This is a genomic window from Halothece sp. PCC 7418 (genome assembly GCF_000317635.1).
GTDB lineage: Bacteria > Cyanobacteriota > Cyanobacteriia > Cyanobacteriales > Rubidibacteraceae > Halothece.
This window is the reverse complement of the sequence record NC_019779.1, coordinates 1,174,635-1,188,942: the sequence shown is the minus strand read 5'-3', so window position 1 is coordinate 1,188,942 and position 14,308 is coordinate 1,174,635. Positions and strand designations below refer to the sequence as shown.

Below are 14,308 nucleotides of genomic sequence, written 5' to 3'. Positions count from 1 at the left end.
AAATCCTTTACAGTAGAGAAAAGACAATACAGCTAAACCAAACGCTAGCACTTGTAAAATAACGCAACCTATGCACATTAGCGAAATTACCCATCCGAACCAGTTGCACGGTTTATCCATTCGTGAATTGGAAACCATCGCCCGACAAATTCGGGAAAAACATCTGGAAACGGTTTCCACCAGTGGCGGACACCTTGGACCCGGTTTAGGCGTGGTTGAACTAACCCTCGGCTTATATCAAACTCTAGATTTAGACCGCGATAAAGTGATTTGGGATGTGGGACACCAAGCCTATCCCCATAAGATGATTACAGGACGGTATCATAATTTCCATACCCTACGCCAAAAAGATGGCATTGCTGGCTATCTCAAACGCTGTGAAAGCCCTTTTGACCATTTTGGGGCTGGACACGCCTCCACAAGCATTTCTGCGGGGTTAGGAATGGCTTTAGCGCGAGATGCCAAAGGCGAAGAGTTTAAGGTCGTTTCTGTCATCGGTGATGGCGCTTTAACGGGTGGTATGGCGTTAGAAGCCATTAACCATGCAGGACATTTACCCAAAACGAATTTAATGGTGGTGTTGAATGATAATGAGATGTCGATTTCTCCTAATGTGGGGGCGATTTCTCGTTATCTGAATAAGGTGCGCTTATCCCCACCGATGCAGTTTTTAAGCGACAATTTAGAAGAACAATTTAAACATTTACCTTTCTTTGGCGAATCTTTAACCCCTGAAATGGAACGAGTCAAAGAAGGGATGAAACGGTTGGCTGTTCCCAAAGTGGGCGCGGTGATTGAAGAATTAGGCTTTAAATATTTTGGTCCCATTGATGGACATAACTTAAGTGAGTTAATTCATACTTTCAGACAGGCGGAACAAGTGACTGGTCCTGTGTTAGTCCATGTGGCGACGACGAAAGGAAAAGGTTACGCGATCGCGGAAAAAGACCAAGTGGGATATCATGCCCAAAGTGCGTTTAACATCGCGACGGGTAAAGCCCAGCCCTCTAGCAAACCGAAACCGCCGAAATATTGTAAAGTTTTTGCCCATACTCTCACCAAACTTGCAGAAAGTAATCCCAAAATTATCGGGATTACCGCAGCAATGGCGACGGGAACTGGTTTAGATAAACTCCAGCAAAAACTCCCTGATCAGTATGTGGATGTGGGGATTGCGGAACAACACGCGGTTACTCTGGCTGCAGGTCTAGCTTGCGAAGGAATGCGCCCTGTGGCTGCAATTTACTCCACGTTTCTACAACGGGCGTATGACCAGATTATTCATGATGTCTGTATTCAAAACTTACCCGTTTTCTTCTGTTTAGATCGCGCGGGAATTGTTGGTGCCGATGGCCCCACTCACCAAGGTATGTATGATATTGCTTATCTGCGCTGTCTTCCGAATATGGTCGTAATGGCCCCGAAAGATGAAGCAGAATTACAACGGATGACGGTGACTGGGATTAATTATACCGATGGCGCGATCGCGATGCGTTATCCTCGTGGCAATGGCATTGGTGTTCCCCTCATGGAAGAAGGCTGGGAGCCGATTGAAATTGGCAAAGGCGAAATTCTCCGCAATGGAGATGATATTCTGCTCTTAGGCTATGGAACTATGGTTTCTACAGCAATGCAAGCTGCTGAAATTCTCAGTGAACACGGCATTGAAGCCACTGTCGTCAATTCTCGTTTCGTTAAGCCCTTAGATACCGATTTAATCTTCCCTCTCGCGCAAAAAATTGGGCGCGTCGCCACCTTAGAAGAAGGGTGTTTAATGGGTGGCTTTGGGTCAGCCGTAACGGAAGCCTTCATGGACAACAATATTTTAGTCCCTGTGAAGCGCTTTGGCGTTCCCGATCAGTTAGTGGATCATGCGAAACCTGAAGAAGCGATCGCTGATTTAGGATTAAATAGTTCTCAAATTGCAGAACAAGTTTTATCCACTTTCTTCCAACAGGAAACACCCACCTCAGCAGTTGTTAAATAGGAATCATTGATTCCAAGTGAGTTAAGAGAGGGGAAGAAGCAAAATATTAGTTTCTCCCCTCTTTTTTTAGGAATTGATTTATAATGTACATGGATAAATGTACATTACAAATGAAAAGGCTATGCAATATACACGTCTTTCTAAGCATGGGTATTCCCAAGAAGTTAGAATTCCACGAGATTATCGACTTTCTGGAAAGCGAGTGAAAATTTCTCGATATGGGAGAGGACTTCTCATTGAACCTGTCTCGGAGGGGTTTGATGACCTGCTGGATTCACTAGAGTTATTTTCAGAAGATTTTCTGGAAGAACGTCCCGAACAACTTCCTTTTGATACTAGGGAAGATATGTTTTGATGAAAGTTTTATTAGACACTAATATCTGCATCTACATTATCAAAAAGCAACCTCCATCTGTGCTAGAACGACTCCAAGACTATCAAGTTGGAGAGATTTGTATATCAACGATTACTCTTTATGAATTGATGTATGGGGTTTATAAAAGTCAACTTTTGGAGGTCAATCGACAAGCAATCCGTCAGTTTGTTTCTCCTCTGGAAGTTTTACCGTTTGATGAAGGTGCTGCCGATTGGTGTGGCTATATCCGCGCGATCTTAGAACAAGAAGGAAAAATCATTGGACCGATGGATTTACAAATTGCTGCTATAGCACTTTCATATAGTTTAACTTTGATCACTAATAATGAAAAAGAATTTAAACGGATTAAGCAGTTAAATGTAGAAAACTGGATTAAATTGTGAGGTTTGAAGCAGTATTAATATATTAAATTCTAGTAAGATTTTTATATTAGTCTTGGATATTTTATGAATTCAAAAAACTTTATAATTCCTGCTCTCAGTAAAGTTATAGACCAGCAAGGGATTACTCAAGAAGAAGTAGTCTCACTAGCAAAATCGCGCTTGCTGTCCCCTGAACCATCTATACAAAAAGAGCTTGATTTTTTTCCTACAGCATACTCAGCAATTAAGCATTATTGTTCTGATATTCGCTTATCAGAAGCAGACCGTTTAGACTTATTGTGGAAAGTGTGGCTTCCTTTAGCCTTACAAATTGCAGCTAAAAAAGACCAGAAACCTTCAGCGATCATCCAAGGAATTCTCGGGCTTCAGGGAACAGGAAAAACTACCCTCTCAACGATTCTGCGTTTACTTTTAAATGAACTGGGATATCATACGGTGACGCTTTCCATTGATGATTTATATAAAACTTATGCTGATCGTCAACAACTACAAAAAGACGATCCAAGATTAGTCTGGAGGGGTCCTCCTGGAACCCATGATGTTGAGATTGGTATTGAATTATTAGACCAAATTCGAGAGGGAAAAATACCCATTTCAATTCCGCGATTTGATAAGTCAGCATTTAATGGAATGGGCGATCGCGCTACGCCAGAAATCATTCACCAACCCATTGATATCTTACTATTTGAAGGCTGGTTTATTGGCGTTCAACCCGTCGCAGAAAGCGTTTTTGAATCGCCACCGCCACCGATTACAACGGAAGCCGATCGTCAGTTTGCAAAAGATAATAATCGTCGTTTAACCGCTTATCTTCCCTTGTGGAATCGTTTAGATGGATTAATTATTTTGTCTCCTGTTGATTACCGTTTGAGTCAAAGATTACGCAAAGAAGCAGAACAAAAAATGATCGCCCAAGGAAAATCAGGAATGAGTGCAGCAGAGATTGATCAGTTTGTGGAATACTTTTGGCGATCGCTGCATCCTGAATTATTTATAACTCCCTTAATCGAAAGTAGGCGAGGGGTCGATCTAGTCATTGAAATTGATGAGAATCATCTCCCAACAAAACTTTCTTAACTCACCACGGATAACCGATCAACCATCACCGAGGGAGTAACATAAGATTCATTAATCTGGCTATCTTCCCCCAAAGCAAGGAGATGATTTAGCGCGGTGTAAATGTTCCCTGCGACCATCGTATCCTTAACGCGACCTGTAACCTGTCCTTTTTCCACCCGATAACCGAGTTCAATATTGGCTGAGAAATCTCCTGAGAGATCGGTATCGCCTCCGAGGAGTTGATCAATCAGCAGTCCCTGATCCAACTGCGAAATGAGAGTTTCTAACGTTCCGTTTCCAGGTGCAACAATTAAATTGATTAAACTGGGAGTAGGATAACGCCCTAAACTGGGACGAAACCCATTCCCTGTGCTATTGCTTCCCAGTAAGCGTCCGATCGCGCGATCGCGATAAAATGTTTTTAACTGTCCTTTCTCAATTAAAGTTAGGTGTTGGGTTGGCGTTCCCTCATCATCAAAGGGACACCGTTCAGGATTCCGTGTCGGATCTTGCCACAGTGTAATTTGATCTGAGATCACCTGTTCCCCTGCGCGATCGGCCCAAGGAGAAGATCCTTCCCAGACGCGCTTTCCATTGAGGGCAGCAATCACCATTTCCCAGAAGAGAGGGGCCGATTTAGGAGTAAAAATGATGGGAACGCGCCCTTGTGGGGGAGAAACCGTTTCCCGCGCCCACCTCATCCCCTGTGCAATCCGTTGCTGTACAGCTTCTAAATCAAGGCGATCCGCCGATTCAACACCATCAGTAATCCCTAAAAAATCTTCGCCTCGCACCCATTCCACTTGGAAAAAAGCACTAAGATTGATGTCGGTATATTGACAATCTGTTCCGCGTGTGTTAATAAGACGAGTGGTATGTTGTTCACAGTCCAGTTCCCCGCTACAAATCACACTAGAATTAAGAGCAGATACTTGCGCCACAGCATCATTCCCGATTGTCACTAACTCATCTCTAGAGACAAGATTCCCCTGTGTGGGATAAACTTGGCGATGATCCGCGCTCAGTTCAATCGTTTCAGGAGGATTTAACGGACATAACGCCAACGCCCGTTCCACCAGGGCTTCTGGGGTAACCTCTCCATACGCCACCGTTACCCCAGGCGCACCCTCTCGCCACACCCGCAGCGCAATCCCTTCTGATTCCGTGGTTTCCAGTTGTTTTAAGCGATTTGCCTCAAAATACACAGGATGGGAATGGGAAATCATTTGATAGACCTCTGCTTCCTCTGCCCCTGCTTTCTGTGCAGTTTCTAAAATTTCTTCTGGGTTGATCATGCGAGTAACCAAAATCCTGCAAACGATTCTGAACTGGGATCAGTTTGAATCGCTAAGAAATGAACCCCTTTTGCATCTTTCTTCGCAGCAGCAAACCCTTGCGCTTCCTTCAGAGTTTCTGGGTTCGTAATATCTGCCAAAATCCAGCAATCACTACTTCCTGTCTGCAACACCAAACGCGGTAAACTCCCCTCTTGTAGTTGAATCTGCGACAGTTCAATCCCCGACATCCAACCAGCAAACGGCATCGCCCGGGGTGAAAAAATCACTAACCCAGGAACTTTTGTTTCTGGGGCTAACTCAAATAAAGAGAGAGGAAAACCTTCGCCAAAACTAATATCCCAGTCTTCCATCTCTTGGAAGGCTTGCGCTTCCAGTGTCACAAAAGCCCATTTATCCCCTTTATCCCCCCGAATCGCATCAGGAAGAATCACGGCATTTTCCGCAGGATATTGCACCGAAGCATTGGTCACCGCCGTTTCATCATAGCCTTCTTGTTGGGGATACACTTGGTCTAACCGCTCTTGCAGCCACTTCTGTAAAGCATAGGTGCGCCGACTGGGAAGGGCTGTAATTTCTAAATCCTCACAGGCTTTCGTAATCATATTATTCATCTGACGACGAAAGAAGCGAATTTTTTTGGGGGTCGTCCCTGATTTTTCCATTGCCTCATTGAGGGCTTCTTGCAGGAAAATCGAGTTCACATTTTGCGCCGAACAAAACTTGCTATAGCGAAATAGTTCCCCTTCGGTTGTGTTCGCTTGTAGAGGGCTTTCGCAGATTAAGACTTCCCATAGCTTTTTATTATTTTCATCTCGAATTGGACGAGAGTAGAAATCAAGTTCCCAAATCGTTTCCATAAACTACGCTCTTATGAATAGTTAACCCCTCTTAGCTACAGTACCAAGTTTTCTGGATTTTTTGAACCAAATGAGTGACGCATTCCCCCACCTCGCCCACGGCAGGTGGGGGTTAAGGAACGGCAGCAACTAATCATCCTAGCCCTGATTTTCTATGTACTGCTTTAGAACCGATAGTGGCGCACCCCCACAGGAAATCGCGCTAAATCCTCGCTTCCAAAAAACGGGCTTCCAGTAGTAGGGCTTTAGTTCTTCGGCATACCGCTTCCTAATCTCCCTGCTGGTCACGGTCTTAATTGTGTTGCACAAGCGGGACACAGACACTTTAGGAGCCAAGTCAATTAGCAGGTGTATATGGTCGTTTGCGCCCAAGTCTGCCTTTGCGTCCTCCAAAATACAGTCGTTTTTCTGGCAGATGTTCATCGCCAGATTTTTGATATCGTCTTCTATGTCACCGTGAATAACTGGGTGCCGATATTTAGTTACAAAAACAACGTGTATTTTAATCAGGGCAACAGTATGAGCGAAACTTCTTAATTTTGTCACTATAGCTATCACTATGCGCTAAACTATAGCTATGCTAACAAAGAAACCGACTAAAATCATTCGCACCGACAAGTGGACGCTGAACCCAACCGATGAACAGCGAGTGCTGTTTTCTGAAACGGTTCAGGTCTATCGTCGTCTGTGTCAATATTTGGTCGGGATTGTCTTTACCCATTGGGCTGAACTGGGGAGGCTGTCCAGCAATGAATTAGTGCCTGCTGTCGAGCGACTAATTCACGCCACAGCAAAGAATCCAACGCCTCGGTATGCGCTGGTGGATAGGGTCTTTCACAAATTCCCTAGCTATTACCGCAGGGTGGCAATCATGTTTGCCGCCGGCCAAGTCAGCAGCTATCTGACTCGTTATCAGGAATGGCAAAGCGGCAACCGCAAACGTAAAGATGCCAAGCCACCCATGCTGAATGCGAATGCAGGCTGTTACCCAGCCCTGTACCGGGGGCAGTGCTACAAGCTGCATGGCTACGAATTTGTCGAAATCAAGGTTTTTACGGGAACTGATTGGGTCTGGACAACCGTTCAGATTACCGGACTCAGAGAACGTCATGAGGTTGATAGCAACAAGATGCTGTCGCCTTACCTGATTTTCAACGAGAGCACCTGTCACCTATCAGTTCCATTTGAGTGCCATCCTCCAAAGCGTCAGGGCGATGGCGTTGTTGTTGCTGTGGATTTGGGTATCAACACCACAGCGACGGTTGCAGTTGTGGACAACAGCGGTACTGTAATCCATCGTGAATTTGTTCACCCTGGAAGAGACATAGACCGCCGAGACAAACGACTGAAATCAGTGTCCATGAGAGCCAGTAAAACGATGGGCAAGGGCGGGAAACTCCACAAGGGATTCTGCTCCAATACCTATCGAAAGTGTCGCAATATCAACCAACAGATTGGTCACATCGTCTCAAAGCGCATCGTGCAGATTGCACAAACATTCAATGCAGATGCCGTTGTGTTTGAGAACCTGAAGGGGTGGAAAGCTAGGGGCGGACGGAAACGATCCAACCTCCGACAACGTTTCCACGGGTGGCTCAAGGCCATGATTCGAGACTTTACTGAGATGAAGTGGCGAGAGGTTGGCGGCAAAGTGGTGGATGTGATTGCGGCGTACACATCCAAGCTGGCTTATGACGGTTCTGGGGAAGTAAAGCGCGACTCCAAGAACTATGCACTGGCAAAATTTAACTCGGGCAAGCGCTATTCAGCAGACCTAAACGGAGCGCAGAATATCGGGGCAAGAGGCATCCTTAAGCTCACGCGCAGAAATGACCGTGAGGAGCGTTCCAGCAAACGTTCTGGACGTTCGCCTAGAAGCTGGGCTTGTCTGTGTGACCTGTGGGATACGGCAGTATCTACAGGTTAGCATTGCGACACCCCCACCTCGCGCTAGCAGGTGGGGGAGGCTTCATATTAAGATTCAGAGATTAGGAATTATCGATGGCTCGACGTTGTTGCAGTTGAAAGACAGTTTTTTCATGGGTTTCACGGTCAATGGGATAGAAGAAGATCAGCAATAAACTCGCTAGTAAGGGAATGGTGGGTAATAAAATCACTGTAATGGCAATGGTAACTAATGCCGATTCTGGTTGTTCAAGAGGAGGGAGAGATTCTTGAAACCCCGCCAACGCTAGAATCTGACCAAATAAGAATAAGCCCACTGCTTGCGCCATTTTGTTGGCAAACAACATAATGCTATTAAACACACCTTCTCGCCGTTGTCCCGTTTGTAACTCATTCCAATCAATCGCTTCGGGAACCATGGAAGGGGGAATCAAATAGGCTGCTGCCATGCCAATCCCTTGTAAACTAGCAATGAGATAAATCCATTGGGGTTGTTCAGGTTGTAGATAAAAGAGTCCACAGTTGCCAATCACCCAAAGGCTAATTCCAAACCAAAACGTGGCTTTTTTTCCCAGTTGGGCGCTAATGGGTTTCCAAATAAAAATCGCTGCGAAGGTGGCGAGTTTCATGATCAGTGCAATCAAAGTGATGTCTGATTCGGGGAGACGCAAGTTATTGACGACAAAGTAGGGCAAAATGGTGGGGGCGACTAAAAGCGCCATCCAGGATAAAGCGTAAATGCCTAATAAAAACCAAAAGGGTCGATTTTGAGCAATTTTTTTGATGTCCCCAAAGTTTATCTTACGGCTAGCTGCTTTCTTTTCTTCTTCCTCAGTTTGCCAACTACACCAGCCAATGGAGACTAAAAGCGCGATCGCGCACACTGTTCCTAAAATTGGTAGTTGCTGTTGCGGTTGATCACTCCAAAAATTTAAGCCTTCCATCAACAAAAGTGAAAAGGTACTCGCACCCATCGCAAAGCCAAACCGCCAACTGTTGAGACGGATGTGCTCTTGGTTATCGTCACTAAGATCAGTCAGTAGCGCACTATAGGGGATGAGAAAGCAAGCAAAACTCACTTGAAAGAAAATTGCAGCAATCAGGTAATACCCATACAACTGCCAACCCGTTAGTGGCGGAATCCACCAATGCAATACAAAGCTAATCGCCATAATTGGTGCGCTGCCCAACATCCATGTGTGTCGCCTTCCCCAGCGAGTGCGGGTATTATCGCTCAAGGGGCCAACAAAGAGCGTTGCAACCGCATTACAGCCCTTACTGATTAACAAAATTGTTCCTGCAATATTAGGGGGAACACTCGCTGCGGTGGTGAGAAAGAAGAAGAAGAAGATAATCAGGACATTTAAAGACATGGAAGCCCCGAAATCTCCCATTCCGTAGGCGATGCGCGTGGATAAAGGTAAGGGTTGGTCATTTGTCATTAGTCTTTTCGGTTACGGGTACATCACTCTCCCTAAAATTAAAACACGCTTAAGAGTTCTTATCACTTCTGGCTAAAAATAGGGATTTCTCTGATTTTTAATAAGTTTTCTAAAGGTATTCTGAGAAAGCGCTGCGTCATCTATCAAGGGAAATACTTTAAGCTCTGAGCACTAAAAACAAGATATAACAGGGATTTAGACGTAAACATAGAGAAAAGTTATAAATCAAAAGGAAGATTAATCTGAAAAATGGCAGCGCGATCGTGACATTTTTCTTAACAATATTCTAAGATAAGGACGGCGATGCTTCCCTCGCCAAAGCCAAATTGTAATCATCCTCATGTAAAAGCAGTATTAAGAGAGAGTATTGGCAAATGACGATCACTAACGATAAACCCAGTCAAAAAACCGCAAGACCTGTAACTCCCTTGGGGATTTTAGTTCAGCAGTTAGAACAGATTGTGGAACAAGGAAAAGAAGAAGGGATTTCTTCTCAGTTACAAAGCGCGATCGAAAGTGCTTATGAACTGGGTGCTGGACTTGACCCCTATCTGGAACAAATCACGACCCAAGAATCAGAAGCCTTAGCTAACTTAGATCGCAAAACCCGTGAAGAAGACTGGAGTCAATCGTTTTCTGATGGGGAAACGGTACGCCGTTTAGAACAAGAAATGCTGTCAGGTCATATTGAAGGACAAACCCTGAAAATGTTTGTTCACATGACAGGCGCAAAACGGATTTTAGAAGTGGGGATGTTTACGGGCTATTCTGCATTAGCTATGGCGGAAGCCCTTCCTGAAAACGGTCGTGTGGTTGCTTTAGAGGTCGATCCTTACACCGCGCAATTGGGTCGCAACTGCTTTGATGTTTCTCCTCACGGTCAAAAAATCGAAATTATGGTCGATTCCGCGATTAACAGCATGAAGAAGTTAGCTGCGGATGGTCAGACGTTCCAACTGGCGTTTCTGGATGCAGATAAGACCGAATATAAAGATTACTATCGCCTCCTGCTAGATGAAGGGTTACTAGAAGACGGTGGCTATATTTTTGTCGATAATAGCTTGTTACAAGGACAGGCGTATCTCCCGCCAGAAAAACGAACTCTAAATGGTGACGCGATCGCGCAATTTAATCAAATGGTCGCCGATGATCCTCGTGTGGAACAAGTTTTGCTTCCCCTCCGTGATGGCTTAACTATGATTAGAAAACTGTAATCTTTGACTTGGGTGAGGTACATTTTTTGTTCTTTGTTCTTTGTTCGTTGTTCTTTGACAATCTCAAAAATTTTGGACAGCAGTTCTAGTAATCAAAAATGAACATGAACATCCACCGACTCCCATTACGTACCTCAACAGACTAAGAAACGCTATATAGCAGTATGATGTCATTTGTAAAAAGTAGATTAACTGACGATCCCCCCTATCCCCCCTTACTAAGGGGGGAATTAAAGGGGGGATTGCTGGGGGGGACAACTGATTTAGGATTGCTATAGATCAGATTTTTCTACAGAACACAGGGAAGGATTGAGCAGAAATGATATCAGCAATTTTTGAGTCTCTTCCCTGTCCCTTTTAACCAATAATGTCAAGACGTTCCATAGAACGCCTCAAATAACAAATAACCAAGAACCAAGAACAAATAACAATGCTTCTATTTGTCCGAGGACGAATCAATTCCGCAGTCAAAACGATGGGGACATTAACCTTACTGTTAATCGCTTTCCCCATCAATTTAATCACCGTCTTGTTCTCTTTTTTGACTCAGGAGAAACTTAGGCAAGCTGTTACTGATAATCCTAAGCGTATCCTAATTACGGGTGGCAAAATGACAAAATCGCTACAGTTAGCGCGATCGTTTTATCAAGCGGGACACACCGTTTTCCTCGTCGAAACCCATCGTTACTGGCTATCAGGTCATCGCTTCTCCCAAGCTGTAAGCGGATTTTACACCGTTCCCGCACCCGAAAAAGACCCAGAAGGCTATCGTCAAGGACTGCTTGATATTGTTAAAAAAGAGCAAATTAATGTTTTTATTCCCGTTTGCAGTCCCGTTTCTAGTTACTATGATTCCACCGCAAAACCATTACTCACAGAAGTAGGTTGTGAAGTCATTCATTTTGATCCAGACATTACCGCAATGCTGGATAATAAATATGAATTTTGTAAACAAGCGCAAGCCCTAGGACTTGCTGCACCAAAAGTTTTTAAGTTTACTTCTCCCCAAGAAGTTTTAGATTTTGACTTTGAAGCCGATGGTAGTCGTTACATTATTAAAAGTATTAATTACGATTCCGTTCGCCGTTTAGATCTGACTAAACTTCCCTTTCAAGGAATGGAAAGTTATATCAAAACTCTTCCTATCTCAAAAGATAATCCTTGGGTGATGCAAGAGTTTATTCGCGGGAAAGAATTTTGTACTCATAGCACCGTTCGCAATGGCAAAATTCAAGTCCATTGTTGTTCTGAATCTTCTCCCTTTCAAGTCAATTATCAAAAAGTCGATCATCCAGAAATTTTCGCTTGGGTGAAACACTTTGTCGGGGAATTAAAGTTAACGGGTCAAATTTCTTTTGACTTTATCGAAACCCCAGATGGCAATATTTATCCCATTGAATGCAACCCTCGCACTCATTCGGCGATTACGATGTTTCATGATCATCCTAATTTAGCATCTGCTTATTTAGAAGATAATCATTATTCTGAACCGATTGCGCCTTTACCCAATAGCAAACCCACTTACTGGCTATATCACGAACTGTGGCGACTAACTGAAATTCGTTCCTTAGAAGACTTAACAAAATGGTGGCAAAAAATCACGCAAGGAACCGATGGAATTTTTCGTAAAGATGACCCCTTACCCTTTTTATTTGTCCATCACTGGCAAATTCCCCTATTACTTTTAAGTAACTTAAAACGTTTCCAAGATTGGATTCGCATTGACTTCAACATCGGAAAAATTGTCAAATTAGGAGGAGATTAATTCATGTCTTTATTACGAGTTTTACACTTAGCAGGGTCAAGGGTTTCGCAATTTTATTACAATTTGTCCATGCTATATGCAAAAGAAGTGGTGCAACCTGCTAACATAAAAAGTTACTATGCAGTAGTGCATCCTGATGGGGTTTGGCAACTGGGGTCATCTTTAGAGAATTTATCCGAGAAACTCTCCCTGCAAGAAACGATCGCGCAACTTCCCGAGGTTGATGTGGTTGTTCCTCACTTATTTTGCTTTCCAGGAATGACTAGTTTTCGGGGATTTTTTGAAGACTTACTCGGTTTACCCGTTGTTGGTTCTCCCGCCCACTGTACCGCATTAGCTAGTAATAAAGCCCACACCAGAAGCGTTGTTGAAACCATGGGCGTTACCGTCGCAAAAGCACAACAAATCCGTTCTGGGGATACAGTGACAATGAAACCGCCATTTATCGTCAAAGCCAACTCCGAAGATAACTCTTTAGGGTTAACCTTAGTCAAAACCAAAGATCAAATTGCAGCAGCGTTACAGACAGGCTTTGAATATGACGACACTCTACTTGTAGAAGATTATATTCCAGGACGAGAACTGCGTGTGGGAGTCATTGAACGGGGGAATGAATTGTATGTTCCCTCCATGATTGAATACGTATTCCCCAAAGATCACACCATTCGCACCACTCAGGATAAGTATGACCTACAAGCCGATGGAACGCCTGGAAAACAACCCGATCAACCCGTCGCAAAACCCCAGTGTCCCGCCGAAGTTACGCCAGAATTATTCGAGAAACTCGCAGATGCAGCAAGAAAAGCCCATATCGCCCTTGGTTGTCGCGATTATTCCCTGTTTGATTTTCGCGTTCATGAAGAAACAGACGAACCTTATCTTTTAGAAGCGGGACTCTTTTGGTCATTCGGAGAAATTAGTATGATCTCTCGGATGCTACTCGCAGATGGAGAAATGTTAGAAGATGTGGTAGCTGAAGTTTGGCGCAATGCGTCTCAACTAAGAGTTCTGAATGCGGGCTAAATGGACTAATTCAGGCAAAATTAGCTGCTCTAACCCCAATTTTACGGCATTACTTGAGCCAGGGAGAGAAAAGACCAATTTCCCCTGATAAACGCCAGCAATTGCTCGTGACGCGATCGCGCGTGACCCAATTTCTTGATAACTTAAATACCGAAACAACTCCCCAAACCCTGGTAAGGTTTTCTCTAACAGTGTCACCAGCGCATCATAAGTGGTATCCCGTGGCGCAATCCCTGTTCCCCCATTACACAGAATGACTGCTAAATCTTCCATTTTTCCCAGTCTCACAACTTGTTCAATAATCTGTTTGGGGTCATCAGGAATAATTACATAATCTCGGATGTGATGACCCTTTTCTTGCAGCTTATTTTTCATCAATTGACCACTGCGATCCGTTTCTGCGGTGCGAGTATCACTAACCGTAATCACAGCGCAATATAGAGAAATTAATTCTTGATCTTGATGAGGTTGAGACATTTTTTTTAACAGTGACCAGTGACCAGTGACCAGTGACTAATGACCAATGACTAATGACTAATGACCAATGACCAATGACTAATGACTAATAATTAATCAATTCCTTCTAAATAGGTGGTTAAGGTTAATTCATAGCCATGGTAAAAGATGGGAGAATTAAGAGTAACGGGAGGTAAAGAAGTTTTGCAATCCCTTTCTGAGCTTAGCAAACGGGCTTTCACTAACGCTAAATCAAAGCGACAAATTAACTCCGAAAATTGAGGATAAGCAGACAAAAACATCTGTGCGCTACGATAAAGTTTTCTTTGTTTTTGAGAGGTAATTGCTAATAAGCCATCCGCATCCCAGTTTCTACTTTGGCGGGTTTTCACCTCCACAAAACTTAAAGTAGAAGCGCGATCGTAAGCGACCAGATCCAACTCTCCCCAACGACAACGCCAGCGAGAAGCCAAAATTTCCCAACCTTGACCTTGTAACCACTGGGCTGTCACTTGTTCCCCTAACTCTCCCAAACTTACCATG

The 14,308-nt window shown here is 44.0% G+C and carries 14 protein-coding genes; 8 read left to right on the top strand and 6 right to left on the bottom strand.

Annotated features, from left to right (window positions below; translation table 11 throughout):
* Window positions 1–70: 70 nt before the first annotated feature.
* From dxs to PCC7418_RS05425, 4 genes are all read left to right on the top strand, one after another.
* Complete coding sequence (gene dxs / locus PCC7418_RS05440; protein WP_015225170.1) at window positions 71–1,987, top strand: 1-deoxy-D-xylulose-5-phosphate synthase; 1,917 nt, start codon at window positions 71–73, stop codon at window positions 1,985–1,987.
* A gap of 121 nt (window positions 1,988–2,108) precedes the next feature.
* The gene (locus tag PCC7418_RS05435; protein WP_041596154.1) at window positions 2,109–2,342 is read left to right on the top strand and encodes an antitoxin; all 234 of its coding nucleotides are present in this window, start codon (window positions 2,109–2,111) and stop codon (window positions 2,340–2,342) included.
* Complete coding sequence (locus tag PCC7418_RS05430; protein WP_015225168.1) at window positions 2,342–2,746, top strand: type II toxin-antitoxin system VapC family toxin; 405 nt, start codon at window positions 2,342–2,344, stop codon at window positions 2,744–2,746. Before PCC7418_RS05435 ends, PCC7418_RS05430 begins: the two co-directional genes overlap by 1 nt.
* A gap of 63 nt (window positions 2,747–2,809) precedes the next feature.
* The gene (locus PCC7418_RS05425; RefSeq protein WP_015225167.1) at window positions 2,810–3,823 is read left to right on the top strand and encodes a glycerate kinase; all 1,014 of its coding nucleotides are present in this window, start codon (window positions 2,810–2,812) and stop codon (window positions 3,821–3,823) included.
* Here PCC7418_RS05425 and PCC7418_RS05420 read toward each other — a convergent pair.
* From PCC7418_RS05420 to tnpA, 3 genes are all read right to left on the bottom strand, one after another.
* Window positions 3,820–5,100: a TldD/PmbA family protein gene (locus PCC7418_RS05420; protein WP_015225166.1), complete on the bottom strand. Its 1,281-nt coding sequence runs from the start codon at window positions 5,098–5,100 to the stop codon at window positions 3,820–3,822. The two genes, PCC7418_RS05425 and PCC7418_RS05420, sit on opposite strands and share 4 nt — an antisense overlap.
* Complete coding sequence (locus tag PCC7418_RS05415) at window positions 5,097–5,960, bottom strand: Tab2/Atab2 family RNA-binding protein (protein ID WP_015225165.1); 864 nt, start codon at window positions 5,958–5,960, stop codon at window positions 5,097–5,099. The genes PCC7418_RS05420 and PCC7418_RS05415 overlap by 4 nt, the downstream gene beginning before the upstream one ends.
* A gap of 138 nt (window positions 5,961–6,098) precedes the next feature.
* Complete coding sequence (gene tnpA, locus PCC7418_RS05410; RefSeq protein ID WP_041596468.1) at window positions 6,099–6,506, bottom strand: IS200/IS605 family transposase; 408 nt, start codon at window positions 6,504–6,506, stop codon at window positions 6,099–6,101.
* A gap of 31 nt (window positions 6,507–6,537) precedes the next feature.
* Here tnpA and PCC7418_RS05405 point away from each other — a divergent pair, with 31 nt between their 5' ends.
* Window positions 6,538–7,887: an IS200/IS605 family accessory protein TnpB-related protein gene (locus PCC7418_RS05405; protein WP_015225163.1), complete on the top strand. Its 1,350-nt coding sequence runs from the start codon at window positions 6,538–6,540 to the stop codon at window positions 7,885–7,887.
* Between the two features lie 61 nt (window positions 7,888–7,948).
* Here PCC7418_RS05405 and PCC7418_RS05400 read toward each other — a convergent pair whose 3' ends face one another.
* Window positions 7,949–9,307, bottom strand: coding sequence for an MFS transporter (locus tag PCC7418_RS05400; RefSeq protein ID WP_015225162.1), 1,359 nt, complete (start codon window positions 9,305–9,307; stop codon window positions 7,949–7,951).
* Between the two features lie 374 nt (window positions 9,308–9,681).
* Between PCC7418_RS05400 and PCC7418_RS05395 the strand changes: the two genes are divergently transcribed.
* The 3 genes from PCC7418_RS05395 (at window position 9,682) to PCC7418_RS05385 (ending at window position 13,309) form a co-directional block, all read left to right on the top strand.
* Window positions 9,682–10,521 carry an O-methyltransferase gene (locus PCC7418_RS05395; RefSeq protein ID WP_015225161.1) on the top strand — a complete coding sequence of 280 codons (840 nt, stop codon included), beginning with the start codon at window positions 9,682–9,684 and terminating at the stop codon, window positions 10,519–10,521.
* Window positions 10,522–10,951: 430 nt separating this feature from the next.
* The gene (locus tag PCC7418_RS05390; protein WP_015225160.1) at window positions 10,952–12,286 is read left to right on the top strand and encodes an ATP-grasp domain-containing protein; all 1,335 of its coding nucleotides are present in this window, start codon (window positions 10,952–10,954) and stop codon (window positions 12,284–12,286) included.
* A gap of 3 nt (window positions 12,287–12,289) precedes the next feature.
* On the top strand, window positions 12,290–13,309 hold the full coding sequence (locus tag PCC7418_RS05385) for a hypothetical protein (RefSeq protein ID WP_015225159.1): 1,020 nt from the start codon (window positions 12,290–12,292) through the stop codon (window positions 13,307–13,309).
* Here the strand turns inward: PCC7418_RS05385 and PCC7418_RS05380 are convergent.
* Both PCC7418_RS05380 and PCC7418_RS05375 read right to left on the bottom strand, forming a co-directional pair.
* Complete coding sequence (locus PCC7418_RS05380) at window positions 13,286–13,786, bottom strand: molybdenum cofactor biosynthesis protein B (protein ID WP_015225158.1); 501 nt, start codon at window positions 13,784–13,786, stop codon at window positions 13,286–13,288. The genes PCC7418_RS05385 and PCC7418_RS05380 overlap by 24 nt on opposite strands.
* 92 nt (window positions 13,787–13,878) lie before the next feature.
* Window positions 13,879–14,307, bottom strand: coding sequence for a YraN family protein (locus PCC7418_RS05375; RefSeq protein WP_015225157.1), 429 nt, complete (start codon window positions 14,305–14,307; stop codon window positions 13,879–13,881).
* Window position 14,308: the final 1 nt, after the last annotated feature.

Coding starts and splice junctions, on each gene's coding strand:
- dxs (WP_015225170.1), top strand. CDS start 71: ATGCACATTAGCGAAATTACCCATCCGAACCAGTTGCACGGTTTATCC.
- PCC7418_RS05435 (WP_041596154.1), top strand. CDS start 2,109: ATGCAATATACACGTCTTTCTAAGCATGGGTATTCCCAAGAAGTTAGA.
- PCC7418_RS05430 (WP_015225168.1), top strand. CDS start 2,342: ATGAAAGTTTTATTAGACACTAATATCTGCATCTACATTATCAAAAAG.
- PCC7418_RS05425 (WP_015225167.1), top strand. CDS start 2,810: ATGAATTCAAAAAACTTTATAATTCCTGCTCTCAGTAAAGTTATAGAC.
- PCC7418_RS05420 (WP_015225166.1), bottom strand. CDS start 5,100: ATGATCAACCCAGAAGAAATTTTAGAAACTGCACAGAAAGCAGGGGCA.
- PCC7418_RS05415 (WP_015225165.1), bottom strand. CDS start 5,960: ATGGAAACGATTTGGGAACTTGATTTCTACTCTCGTCCAATTCGAGAT.
- PCC7418_RS05405 (WP_015225163.1), top strand. CDS start 6,538: ATGCTAACAAAGAAACCGACTAAAATCATTCGCACCGACAAGTGGACG.
- PCC7418_RS05400 (WP_015225162.1), bottom strand. CDS start 9,307: ATGACAAATGACCAACCCTTACCTTTATCCACGCGCATCGCCTACGGA.
- PCC7418_RS05395 (WP_015225161.1), top strand. CDS start 9,682: ATGACGATCACTAACGATAAACCCAGTCAAAAAACCGCAAGACCTGTA.
- PCC7418_RS05390 (WP_015225160.1), top strand. CDS start 10,952: ATGCTTCTATTTGTCCGAGGACGAATCAATTCCGCAGTCAAAACGATG.
- PCC7418_RS05385 (WP_015225159.1), top strand. CDS start 12,290: ATGTCTTTATTACGAGTTTTACACTTAGCAGGGTCAAGGGTTTCGCAA.
- PCC7418_RS05380 (WP_015225158.1), bottom strand. CDS start 13,786: ATGTCTCAACCTCATCAAGATCAAGAATTAATTTCTCTATATTGCGCT.
- PCC7418_RS05375 (WP_015225157.1), bottom strand. CDS start 14,307: ATGGTAAGTTTGGGAGAGTTAGGGGAACAAGTGACAGCCCAGTGGTTA.